Origin of the sequence: Streptomyces sp. NPDC050564, assembly GCF_044457265.1 — a bacterium.
GTDB lineage: Bacteria > Actinomycetota > Actinomycetes > Streptomycetales > Streptomycetaceae > Streptomyces.
Genome location: NZ_JBITGS010000022.1, coordinates 64494 through 75956 on the forward strand (window position 1 = coordinate 64494; position 11463 = coordinate 75956).

Sequence of the window (11463 nt, forward strand, 5' to 3'; positions counted from 1 at the left end):
GACGGATGACGCCGGCCGCATGACACTGAACCGGCCGGGGTGGAACGGGGTGCGGTTACCGCTTGGACTTCGGGTCGAGCGCGTCGCGCACCGAGTCGCCGAGCAGGTTGAAGGCGAGGACGAAGATCACCATCGACAGGCCCGGGAAGAGCATGAAGGTGAGGTCCTCGGTGTAGAACTGGGCGCCGCGCTGGATCATGACGCCCCAGTCCGGGGTGGGGTCGATGATGCCGACGCCGAGGAAGGCCAGACCGGCCTCCGCGGTCACATAGGCCGGAAGCATCAGCGTGGACTGGATGATGATCGGCGTCCACAGGTTGGGCAGCAGCTCCTTGAACACGATGCGCCGCGGCGACGCACCGGTGACCTTGGCCGCCTCGATGTACTCCCGCTCGCGCAGGCCGAGTACCTGGCCGCGCAGCAGACGGGCGATGGAGGCCCAGCCGAAGGCGGAGAGCACCAGGATCAGGGAGATGGCTCGCAGGGAGGTGGGGATGTTCTCGTCGGGGGCGACGAACAGCCCGTACACGACCGGCATGAAGGCGATGAAGAACAGCGTCGACGGGAACGACAGCAGGATGTCGATGATCCGGCCGACGAGGTAGTCCGTCTTGCCGCCCAGGTAGCCCGCGGTGACGCCGATGACCACGCCGACGACGGTGGTCAGCAGGGTGGCGGCCACGGCGATGCCCAGCGAGGTGCGGATGCCGTACAGCAGGAATGTGAAGACGTCCCGGCCCAGTTGCGGTTCGATGCCGAACCAGAACTCCGAGCTCATTCCGCCGTTCGGCCCCGAGGGGTAGGAGAAGGCGTCCAGGAGCTCGGGTCGCTGACTGGCGTACGTGGTGTACGGGTTCTTGCCGTACAGCTTGGCTATCAGTGGGGCGGCGATCGCGATCACGAAGAAGAAGATCACGATGTAGGCCGATATGACGCCCGTGCGGTCACGTTTGAACCGCTTCCAGGCGAGTCGTCCAGGGGAGCGACTCTCGGAGCCCTTGGGGGTGGAAGGAGAGGGCGACTTCTCGACGCTCTCGTCGGTCACCTCTAGCGGGGCAGCCGCAGATGGAGTTGGGGGGGTCATGGTGCTCCAGGCCCGATGCGGTCAAGGACTCCGCAGGGCGCTCCCTACGGGCTACGCCGGACTTTTTCAACGCAATTCATTCAAGGTCAATAAATTCTCGACCCCCTTGGGGTTCTCTTTACCTTCTTTACCTTGACTTGACCTTAGCGTAACTACGCGTGTAGCGCACTGTGGCCGTTCCGTGTCCGGAATCGGACCAACTGCGCCAATCGGGCAAGGGGTTCGATATGCGGACGCCGGAGTCTCGGAATGCGTACATCTGGTGCACGGAATCCAACGGTTCCGCATCGAACGGCAAAGATCCATTGCGTTGATCATCTTCGGTGACCCGGTCCAGATGCATCCGGGTGGTGCCGCCACCCGGAAGGGTGGGGTGAAATAGCGATACGCCCCGTATGGGCCGATATTGGGCGCTAAAGGCGCAGTGCACCGGAGTCGAATTCCCACGTCCCGGCGCCGGCGTCACAGCGCACTTTCGAGGAGGCACTCCATGCGTGGAGCCACGCACGCCAAATGGGCCGCATGCGCGGCGGCGGTAGCCCTCGCGGCGACCGCCTGCGGGGGCGGAGGAAGCAGCGGCGGCGGCAACGGCTCCGGAGTCGTCTCCTCCTCCTGGGGAGACCCGCAGAACCCGCTGGAGCCGGCCAACACCAACGAGGTGCAGGGCGGCAAGGTCCTCGACATGATCTTCCGCGGCCTGAAGCGGTACGACGCCAAGACCGGCGCGGCCGAGAACATGCTGGCCGACAAGATCGACACCACGGACTCGCAGAACTTCACGATCACCGTGAAGGACGGCTGGAAGTTCAGCAACGGCGAGGCCGTCACCGCGCAGTCCTTCGTCGACGCGTGGAACTACGGGGCCAGCCTCAAGAACAACCAGAAGAACGCGTACTTCTTCGGGTACATCGAGGGCTACGACAAGGTCCACCCCGACTCGGGCAGCCAGAGCGCCGACACCCTCTCCGGTCTCAAGGTGACCGGCACGAACACCTTCACCGTCAAGCTCAACCAGAAGTTCTCGACGTTCCCCGACACCCTCGGCTATGTGGCCTACGCGCCGCTGCCCAAGGCGTTCTTCGACGACCACGCGGCCTGGGTGAAGAAGCCGATCGGCAACGGGCCGTACACCATCGACTCCTACACCAAGGGCTCGCAGATGGCCCTCAAGAAGTGGGACGGCTACCGCGGCGACGACAAGGCGCAGAACGGTGGCGTGACCCTCAAGGTCTACACCGACAACAACACCGCCTACACCGACCTGCTGGCCGGCAACCTCGACCTCGTCGACGACGTGCCCGCCTCTCAGCTCAAGAACGTGAAGAACGACCTCGGCGATCGCTACATCAATACACCGGCCGGGATCATCCAGACGATCGCTTTCCCGTTCTATGACAAGAACTGGGACACCAGCGGGGCGGCGAAGGTCCGCAAGGGCCTGTCCATGGCCATCAACCGCGACCAGATCACCGACACGATCTTCCAGAAGACCCGCACCCCGGCCTCCGACTGGACCTCCCCGGTGCTCGGCACGGACGGCGGCTTCCAGGACGGGCTGTGCGGCGACTCCTGCAAGTACAACCCGAGCGAGGCCAAGAAGCTGATCCAGGAGGGCGGCGGCCTGCCCGGCGGCCAGGTCAAGCTCTCGTACAACGCGGACACGGGCTCCCACAAGGAATGGATCGACGCCGTCTGCAACTCCATCAACAACGCGCTCGGCAACGACAAGGCGTGCGTCGGGAACCCGATCGGCACCTTCGCCGACTTCCGCAACCAGATCGGCCGGCACAAGATGCCGGGTCCCTTCCGGGCCGGCTGGCAGATGGACTACCCGCTGATCCAGAACTTCCTGCAGCCGCTGTACTACACCAACGCCTCCTCCAACGACGGCAAGTGGTCCAACAAGGACTTCGACAAGCTCGTCGACCAGGCGAACGCCGAGACCGACCGGGCCAAGGCCGTCAAGATCTTCCAGCAGGCCGAGGGGGTCGTACGGGACAACATGGCCGCCATCCCGCTCTGGTACCAGAACGGCAGCGCCGGCTACTCGGAGCGGGTCTCCAACGTGGCGCTCAACCAGTTCAGCGTGCCCGTCTACAACGAGATCAAGGTCAGCTGAACCGTCCACGGGGCGAGCCCACGCCAGGGCTCGCCCCGTACTACCTCCGGAGCTCTCATGGGACGGTACGTAATCCGGCGTCTGCTGCAGATGATCCCGGTCTTCTTCGGCGCCACACTGCTGATCTTCCTGATGGTGAACGTGATGGGCGACCCCATCGCGGGCCTCTGCGGCGAAAGGCAGTGCGACCCCGCCACGGCCGCCCAACTGCGCAAGGAGTTCGGCCTCGACAAGCCCGTGTGGCAGCAATATCTGACGTACATGGGCAACGTCTTCACCGGCGACTTCGGCACCGCCTTCAACGGTCAGCCGGTCACCGAGCTGATGGCCAGCGCCTTCCCGGTCACCATCCGGCTGACGATCGTCGCGATCCTCTTCGAGATCGTCGTCGGGATCGCGCTGGGCGTCGTCACCGGGCTGCGCCGCGGACGGCCCGTCGACACGAGCGTTCTGCTGCTCACCCTCGTCGTCATCTCGGTGCCGGTCTTCGTCACCGGTCTTGTGCTGCAACTGCTGCTCGGCGTCGAGTGGGGCTGGATCAAACCGTCCGTCTCCCCGGACGCCACCTTCGGTGAACTGATCGTGCCGGGCCTGGTGCTGGCCTCCGTCTCCCTCGCGTACGTGACCCGGCTGACCCGGACCTCCATCGCGGAGAACAAGCGTTCCGACTACGTCCGCACCGCCACCGCCAAGGGCCTGCCCCGGCGCCGGGTGATCACCAGGCATCTGCTGCGCAATTCGCTGATCCCCGTCGTCACCTTCATCGGCACGGACATCGGTGCGCTGATGGGTGGCGCGATCATCACCGAGCGGATCTTCAACATCCACGGCGTCGGCTTCCAGCTCTACCAGGGGATCCTGCGCCAGAACACCCAGACCGTCGTCGGTTTTGTGACGATCCTCGTCCTCGTCTTCCTGGTCGCCAACCTGCTCGTCGACCTCCTGTACGCCGTACTCGACCCGAGGATCCGCTATGCCTGAGCAGCCGTACGAGCCAGAGGCACTGCGGGGGCCCGGGGGGGCGGTGGGGCCTCCCCCGGAAGACCTCGCCATTGCCCCGACCGGCATGGGGGGCACCATGGACCTCGGTACCGGCGAGGCGGAGACCCTGGAGAAGACTCCCGGCGGACCGGAAGGCACGGGGCCGCAGGAAAAGCCCAGAAGCCTCTGGTCCGACGCCTGGCGGGACCTGCGGCGCAACCCGGTCTTCATCATCTCCGGCCTCGTCATCCTCTTCCTGGTGATCATCTCGATCCGGCCCTCCCTGATCACCTCCGGCAACCCGCTCCAGTGCGACCTCTCCAAGGCCCAGGAAGGCTCGCAACCGGGGCACCCCTTCGGCTTCGACGGCCAGGGCTGCGACGTCTACACCCGGACGGTGTACGGGACCCGCGTCTCGATCAGCGTCGGCGTCTGCGCCACCCTCGGCGTCGCGATCCTCGGCTCGGCGCTCGGCGGCCTCGCCGGGTTCTTCGGCGGGCTGGGGGACTCGTTCCTGTCCCGGATCACCGACATCTTCTTCGCCATCCCCGTCGTGCTCGGCGGTCTTGTCCTCCTCTCCGTGGTGACCAGCAATACGATCTGGCCGGTCATCGGGTTCATGGTGCTGTTCGGCTGGCCGCAGATCTCCCGCATCGCGCGCGGCTCCGTCATCACCACGAAGCAGAACGACTACGTACAAGCCGCCCGCGCTCTCGGCGCCTCCCACTCACGGCTGCTGCTGCGGCACATCACACCCAACGCCGTCGCGCCGGTGATCGTGGTGTCGACCATCGCGCTCGGCACGTACATCTCCCTGGAGGCGACGCTCTCGTACCTCGGAGTGGGGCTGAAGCCACCGACGGTCAGCTGGGGCATCGACATCTCGTCGGCCTCCGCCTACATCCGCAACGCCCCGCACATGCTGCTGTGGCCGGCCGGAGCGCTCGCGATCACCGTGCTCGCGTTCATCATGCTCGGCGACGCGGTGCGCGACGCCCTCGACCCGAAGCTGAGGTGACCGCTGTGCTGCTCGAAGTGCGCGATCTGCACGTGGAGTTCAGAACCAGGGACGGGGTCGCCAAGGCCGTCAACGGAGTCACCTACAGCGTGGACGAGGGCGAGACGCTCGCCGTGCTCGGCGAGTCGGGCTCCGGCAAGTCGGTCACCGCACAGGCCGTGATGGGCATCCTCGACATGCCGCCCGGCGAGATCACCGGCGGTGAAGTCCTCTTCCGGGGCAAGGACTTGCTGAAGTTCAAGGAGGACGAGCGGCGCAAGGTCCGTGGCGCCGAGATGGCGATGATCTTCCAGGACGCGCTGTCCTCCCTCAACCCCGTGCTCAGCGTCGGCGACCAGCTCGGCGAGATGTTCACCGTGCACCGCGGGATGTCGCGGAAGGAAGCCCGGGCCAAGGCGATCGAACTGATGGACCGGGTGCGGATCCCGGGGGCCGCCGACCGGGTGCGCGACTATCCGCACCAGTTCTCCGGCGGTATGCGCCAGCGCATCATGATCGCCATGGCGCTGGCCCTGGAACCGGCGCTGATCATCGCCGACGAGCCGACCACCGCGCTCGACGTCACCGTCCAGGCCCAAGTGATGGATCTACTGGCCGAGTTGCAGCGCGAGCTCGGCATGGGGCTCATCCTCATCACCCACGACCTCGGGGTGGTCGCGGACGTCGCCGACCGGATCGCGGTGATGTACGCGGGCCGGATCGTCGAGTCGGCGCCGGTCCACGACATCTACAAAGCCCCGGCGCACCCCTATACGAAGGGGCTCCTGGAGTCGATTCCACGGCTCGACCAGAAGGGCAGGGAGCTCTACGCGATCAAGGGCCTGCCGCCCAACCTGATGCGCATCCCGCCGGGCTGCGCCTTCAACCCGCGCTGTCCGATGGCCCAGGACGTCTGCCGGACCGATGTGCCGCCTCTCGCTGAGGTCGACGAGGACCGCAGGAGCGCCTGCTTCTTCTGGAGAGAGACGCTGGATTCCGGGAGCGGCGGGGGAGCGGGCGCGGCGGGAGAATCCGATGCCTGAGGCGATTCTCGAGGTCAGCGGCCTGGTCAAGCACTACCCCCTCACCCAGGGCATTCTCTTCAAGAAGCAGGTCGGCGCCGTCAAGGCGGTCGACGGCGTCGACTTCCACCTCGGCCGGGGCGAGACCCTCGGCATCGTCGGCGAATCCGGCTGCGGCAAGTCGACGGTCGCCAAGATGCTGGTCAACCTGGAGAAGCCGACGGCCGGGACGATCAAGTACTACGGCGAGGACATCACCCGGCTGTCCGGCAAGGCGCTGAAGGCCGTACGCCGCAACATCCAGATGGTCTTCCAGGACCCGTACACCTCGCTCAACCCGCGCATGACCGTCGGCGACATCATCGGGGAGCCGTACGAGATCCATCCCGAGGTCGCGCCGAAGGGCGACCGCAGGCGCAGGGTCCAGGACCTGCTCGACGTGGTCGGGCTCAACCCGGAGTACATCAACCGTTATCCGCACCAGTTCTCCGGCGGCCAGCGCCAACGCATCGGCATCGCACGGGGGTTGGCGCTGCGCCCCGAGATCATCGTCGCCGACGAGCCGGTCTCCGCGCTCGACGTCTCCGTGCAGGCCCAGGTGATCAACCTGCTGGACCGGCTCCAGGGCGAGTTCGACCTGAGTTACGTCTTCATCGCGCACGACCTCTCCATCGTGCGGCACATCTCCGACCGGGTCGGCGTGATGTACCTCGGGCGGATCGTGGAGACCGGCAGGGACGCCGAGATCTACGACCATCCGACGCACCCCTATACCCAGGCCCTGCTCTCCGCCGTGCCCGTGCCCGACCCGGAGGCCCGCGAGCACCGGGAGCGGATCATCCTCACCGGGGACGTGCCCTCGCCGGCGAACATCCCGTCCGGATGCCGCTTCCGCACCCGCTGCTGGAAGGCGCAGGAGCGGTGCACGCTGGAGGTGCCGCTGCTCGCGGTGCCCGCGGAGTTCCGGCTCACCGAGGGCCCGGCCGCGCACGACTCGGCCTGCCACTTCGCCGAGGAGAAGCAGGTGGTACCGCCGGAGGAGCCACCGGACGATCATGGCGGCGGGGTGAAATAGCCGTACAAATGCGCACCAACTGCGTTAACACGCAGGCAACTCGGCCGACCCGATCCCGATATACGGACGCGTCACTCTGAACAACGTACGGCCGTGCGGGTGCCGTAAACGGACCGGGGCGCGCCATGTCGCCCCGGTCCGTTGCTGTACCGGCTACGCCAGGCCCAGGGACCGCTTCAGGAAGTCGACCTGGAGCAGCAGCAGGTTCTCCGCGACCTGCTCCTGCGGGGTCATGTGCGTGACGCCCGACAGCGGCAGCACCTCGTGCGGGCGGCCCGCGGCCAGCAGCGCCGAGGACAGCCGGAGGGCGTGCGCCACCACCACGTTGTCGTCCGCGATGCCGTGCACGATCATCAGCGGGCGGTGCGGCTCGGCGGGCGCGGAGAGCCCCTCGTCGGTGAGCAGCGAACTCTTCGCGTATGTGTCCGGGCTCGCCGCCGGGTCACCGAGGTACCGCTCCGTGTAGTGGGTGTCGTACAGCCGCCAGTCCGCGACCGGGGCGCCCGCGATGCCCGCGTGGAACACGTCGGGGCGGCGCAGCACGGCGAGCCCCGCGAGCCAGCCGCCGTACGACCAGCCGCGGATGGCCACCCGGGACAGGTCGAGGGGGAAGGTCTCGGCAAGCCCCTGGAGCGCGTCCACCTGGTCGTCGAGGGAGAGCGTGAAGTCGTCGCGGATCGCCTTCTCCCAGGCGGGGGAGCGGCCGGGGGTGCCCCGGCCGTCGGCGACGATCACCGCGAAGCCCTGGTCGGCGAACCACTGCGAGGTGAGGTGCGCGTTGTGCGCGGCGAGCACCCGGGGGCCGTGCGGGCCGCCGTAGGGGTCCATGAGGACCGGGAGGGGATTGTCACCGTCGTAGTCAGTGGGCATAAGCACGGCGCATGGGATTTTCCGTGCGCCCCCCTGTGTCAGAGTCACGCGCGGGGACAAACCGGGATTTTCAGCGTACGAAGGCACGGTCGCCACACGCTTTCCTTCGCGCAGCACCTGCACCTGGGTCCCCGGCTGGTCGATCACCGAGGAGACGAGCACGGTCACGCCCCCGGCGCGTACCGCCGAGTGCACGCCGGGATCCTGGGAGACGCGCTCCATGCCGAGCTCGTTGACGCGGTACACATGCACTTCGCCCGTTTCCGGGACGGCCGCGGCTTCGCCCGCCGACGCCGAGATCAGCACGTCGTCGTCCGACACGTCGAGCACCGCGCGCACATGCAACTGCGGTCCCGTCAGCGGACGTTCACCGAACTCGAGCACCCGCGCGCCCCCCTCGTCGGCGATCCGCACGAGTTGTCCGCCGGGGCTCCAGCACGGCACGCCGGCGAAAAGATCCAGCCATTGTTGATCTTCGTCAGCGTGCACCATCCGGGTCGCCCCTGTGTCCGGCGCCACGGCCAGGAACAGCTCGCTGCGCTGGTCCCGGGCCTGCACCAGGATCAGCGGCGCACCCGACGCTGACCAGTGCACATGCGCCAGATATGGGTAGCGTGCCCGGTCCCACACGACCTCCGTGCGCACCCCGTCGAGGCCGATGACGAAGAGCCGAACGTCCGCGTTGGCGCTGCCCGCCACCGGATACGCGACCCGCTGCGGATCGTGTTCCGGATGCGCCGGATCGGAGATCCACCAGCGCTGTACGGGCGCGTCGTCGACCCGCGCGACGAGCAGCCGGTCGCTCTCCGGCGACCACCAGAAGCCACGCGAACGCCCCATCTCCTCGGCCGCGATGAACTCGGCCGATCCATAGGAAACCGACTCCGATTCGGGCTCCGCGAGCGCGCGGTCGTCTTCGCCCTCGGCGCCGACCACGCGCAGGGCGCCCCCCGCGACGTACGCGACGAGCCGTCCGTCGGGGGAGGGGCGCGGGTCGATCACCGGCCCCGGGACCCGGAGTTCACGTGCCGTGCCGGCCCGCAGCTCCGCCGTGAAAAGCCGCCCTGACAAGGCGAAAGAGGCCAACTCGACCGCCGTGTCGGTGGCGTAGCCGACGACCCCGGCACCGCCCTCGCGACTGCGTTCGCGGCGCGCCCGCTCCTCCGGCGGCAGATGCTCGGTGGCGCCCCCGAGCAGCGCCGTCGGATCGGCCGCGACCCGTTCCCCGCCCTCCGCCACATCGAGAACCCACAGCTGATTCGCCCGGTCCGTACCGGAGCGGGACCGCAGGAACACGACACGGGAACCGTCGGGAGACACGGTGAACGCGCGGGGCGCGCCGGAGGTGAACCGCTGGGTGCGGGCGTACCGGCGCGGGAAGGAAAGAGGCTCGGTCGTCATGCCCTGACCATATTGGCCATGCGCCCCCTTGTGCGGCCGTGCGCCGATCGATGCGCGCGTACGGATAGTTATGATCACTAGCGCTGCGTGGGTATCAACCTGCTGGCTGTTGTATGGATTTATCGACCCCCCATGTCCGACCCCCATACCGGACCCCAAGTCCCTGGGACCTTTGGAGGTGACCCGCCGTGGCACTCTCGATTTCGGCGGTGGTGCTGCTGGCGATCATCGTCTTCCTTCTGATCAGGAAGTCAGGGCTGAAGGGCGGGCACGCCATCGTGTGCGTCCTGCTCGGGTTCTACCTCGCCTCCTCCACAGTCGCTCCCACGATCAACGAGCTGACCACGAACATCGCGGGCATGATCGGCAGCATCAAGTTCTGACCCGCGCCCGGCCGAGTGCCCGGGCGCTCGCCTCGTAGGGTGGGTTCCATGACGGAACTGCCCGACCGGCGTCTGCTCCTGGTGCACGCGCATCCGGACGACGAGTCGATCAACAATGGCGCGACCATGGCCAAGTACGCGGCCGAGGGCGCCCATGTGACGCTGGTGACCTGCACCCTCGGCGAGGAGGGCGAGGTCATCCCGTCCGAACTCGCGCATCTGGCGCCCGACCGCGACGGCGGGCTCGGCCCGCACCGGGCCGGTGAGCTGACGGCCGCCATGAAGGAGCTGGGCGTCACCGATCACCGGTTCCTCGGCGGCTCCGGACGTTTTCACGACTCCGGGATGATGGGCGTCGAGCAGAACCACCGAGCGGGCGCCTTCTGGTCCGCCGACGTCGACGAGGCCGCCGAGTACCTGGTGGAGGTGATCCGCGAGGTACGCCCCCAGGTGCTCGTCACCTATGACCCGCACGGCGGCTATGGGCACCCGGACCACATCCAGGCCCACCGTGTGGCCATGCGCGCCGCCGAGCTGGCCGCCCGGCCCGCCCTCCGCCCGGATCTCGGAGACCCCTGGGAGATCGCCAAGATCTACTGGAACCGGGTGCCGCGCTCGGTGGCCGAGGACGGCTTCGCCCGGCTGCGCGAGACGCTGCCGCGGCTGCCGTTCACCGAGTCCGCCACCGTCGACGACGTACCGGGCGTCGTGGACGAGCCGGTGATCACCACCGAGATCGACGGGACCGCGTACGCCGCCGCCAAGGCCGCCGCGATGCGGGCGCACGCCACCCAGATCGAGGTCACCGAGCCCTGGTTCGCCCTCTCGAACCGGCTCGCGCAGCCCCTCTTCACCACCGAGTACTACGAGTTGGCGCGCGGGGAGCGGCCCGCGACGCGGGAGACGGACCTGTTCGCGGGCATCGTGACCGGTCGGGGAGAGACGGGCGTGCGATGACGACGACCGATCGGCGAGAGGCGGATGTGCGATGAGTACGACGGGACAGCGCGGGAACATGCTCGCCCAGCCGCTGACGCGGCCCTCGGGCCTGCGGATGGCCGCCTACCTGGGACTCTTTGTGCTCGGCGTGGTGGTCGGGGCCGCCGGGGCGCTGGTGCAATCCGGCTGGTTCCCGGGTGGGTTGCTGCTCGCGCTGGCCGGCGCGGCCGGACTCTTTCTGGGCGGCGCGCGGGCGGCCGGGTCCCGGGCCGGGGCCGTGGCGCCCGCGGCCGGCTGGATGGTCGCCGTCGTCCTGCTCACCGCCAGCCGCCCCGAGGGGGACTTCCTCTTCGGCGCGGGAGTCGTCTCCTACCTCTTCCTGCTCGGCGGCATGGCCATCGCTGTGATGTGCGCCACCCTTGGGCGGGGGCGGCAACCGGACGGCTCCGACGTCCGACTTGGCAAGTGACGTACCACTTCGCCGTATCCAACAGGTGCGGGTCCCGTGGGGGTTTCCCTCCCGGGCGAGGTTTGCGTGCCGGACGCGGCCAGTATGGTGGTGCGCGCCGCCGAGCTGCCCGAGATGAGGTCG

At 68.0% G+C, this 11463-nt stretch carries 10 protein-coding genes; 8 read left to right on the plus strand and 2 right to left on the minus strand.

What is annotated here, in order from left to right; genetic code table 11:
- Positions 1-55 precede the first annotated feature (55 nt).
- Positions 56-1045, minus strand: coding sequence for an ABC transporter permease (locus tag ACIBK0_RS31290; RefSeq protein ID WP_399087312.1), 990 nt, complete (start codon positions 1043-1045; stop codon positions 56-58).
- A 529-nt stretch (positions 1046-1574) separates the two neighbouring features.
- On the opposite strand from ACIBK0_RS31290, the gene ACIBK0_RS31295 reads away from it, so the two are divergent.
- From ACIBK0_RS31295 to ACIBK0_RS31315, 5 genes are read left to right on the plus strand one after another with little or no spacing between them, the layout of a single operon-like run.
- A complete protein-coding gene (locus ACIBK0_RS31295; RefSeq protein ID WP_399087314.1) occupies positions 1575-3203 on the plus strand; it encodes an ABC transporter substrate-binding protein in 1629 nt (542 codons plus the stop codon).
- Positions 3204-3260: 57 nt separating this feature from the next.
- Positions 3261-4184: an ABC transporter permease gene (locus ACIBK0_RS31300; RefSeq protein ID WP_399087316.1), complete on the plus strand. Its 924-nt coding sequence runs from the start codon at positions 3261-3263 to the stop codon at positions 4182-4184.
- Complete coding sequence (locus ACIBK0_RS31305) at positions 4177-5202, plus strand: ABC transporter permease (RefSeq protein ID WP_399087318.1); 1026 nt, start codon at positions 4177-4179, stop codon at positions 5200-5202. The genes ACIBK0_RS31300 and ACIBK0_RS31305 overlap by 8 nt, the downstream gene beginning before the upstream one ends.
- Before the next feature lie 5 nt (positions 5203-5207).
- Positions 5208-6224 (plus strand): ABC transporter ATP-binding protein, encoded by a 1017-nt coding sequence (locus ACIBK0_RS31310; protein WP_399087320.1) that lies wholly within the window; start codon positions 5208-5210, stop codon positions 6222-6224.
- Positions 6217-7278, plus strand: a complete 1062-nt coding sequence (locus ACIBK0_RS31315) for an ABC transporter ATP-binding protein (RefSeq protein WP_399087322.1) — start codon at positions 6217-6219, stop codon at positions 7276-7278. The genes ACIBK0_RS31310 and ACIBK0_RS31315 overlap by 8 nt, the downstream gene beginning before the upstream one ends.
- A gap of 153 nt (positions 7279-7431) precedes the next feature.
- Here the strand turns inward: ACIBK0_RS31315 and ACIBK0_RS31320 are convergent, their stop codons facing one another.
- Positions 7432-9549: a prolyl oligopeptidase family serine peptidase gene (locus ACIBK0_RS31320; RefSeq protein WP_399087324.1), complete on the minus strand. Its 2118-nt coding sequence runs from the start codon at positions 9547-9549 to the stop codon at positions 7432-7434.
- Between the two features lie 188 nt (positions 9550-9737).
- Between ACIBK0_RS31320 and ACIBK0_RS31325 the strand changes: the two genes are divergently transcribed.
- The 3 genes from ACIBK0_RS31325 to ACIBK0_RS31335 are packed head-to-tail and all read left to right on the plus strand — an operon-like array spanning position 9738 to position 11340.
- Positions 9738-9932 carry a hypothetical protein gene (locus ACIBK0_RS31325; RefSeq protein ID WP_399087326.1) on the plus strand — a complete coding sequence of 65 codons (195 nt, stop codon included), beginning with the start codon at positions 9738-9740 and terminating at the stop codon, positions 9930-9932.
- A 48-nt stretch (positions 9933-9980) separates the two neighbouring features.
- A complete protein-coding gene (gene mshB, locus ACIBK0_RS31330; RefSeq protein ID WP_399087328.1) occupies positions 9981-10889 on the plus strand; it encodes an N-acetyl-1-D-myo-inositol-2-amino-2-deoxy-alpha-D-glucopyranoside deacetylase in 909 nt (302 codons plus the stop codon).
- A gap of 31 nt (positions 10890-10920) precedes the next feature.
- The gene (locus ACIBK0_RS31335; RefSeq protein ID WP_399087329.1) at positions 10921-11340 is read left to right on the plus strand and encodes a DUF6113 family protein; all 420 of its coding nucleotides are present in this window, start codon (positions 10921-10923) and stop codon (positions 11338-11340) included.
- The last annotated feature ends 123 nt before the right edge of the window (positions 11341-11463 follow it).

Excerpts from the sequence above, each read along its gene's own strand:
- ACIBK0_RS31295 (WP_399087314.1), top strand. The coding sequence starts at position 1,575 with ATGCGTGGAGCCACGCACGCCAAATGGGCCGCATGCGCGGCGGCGGTA.
- ACIBK0_RS31300 (WP_399087316.1), top strand. The coding sequence starts at position 3,261 with ATGGGACGGTACGTAATCCGGCGTCTGCTGCAGATGATCCCGGTCTTC.
- ACIBK0_RS31305 (WP_399087318.1), top strand. The coding sequence starts at position 4,177 with ATGCCTGAGCAGCCGTACGAGCCAGAGGCACTGCGGGGGCCCGGGGGG.
- ACIBK0_RS31315 (WP_399087322.1), top strand. The coding sequence starts at position 6,217 with ATGCCTGAGGCGATTCTCGAGGTCAGCGGCCTGGTCAAGCACTACCCC.
- ACIBK0_RS31320 (WP_399087324.1), bottom strand. The coding sequence starts at position 9,549 with ATGACGACCGAGCCTCTTTCCTTCCCGCGCCGGTACGCCCGCACCCAG.
- mshB (WP_399087328.1), top strand. The coding sequence starts at position 9,981 with ATGACGGAACTGCCCGACCGGCGTCTGCTCCTGGTGCACGCGCATCCG.
- ACIBK0_RS31335 (WP_399087329.1), top strand. The coding sequence starts at position 10,921 with ATGAGTACGACGGGACAGCGCGGGAACATGCTCGCCCAGCCGCTGACG.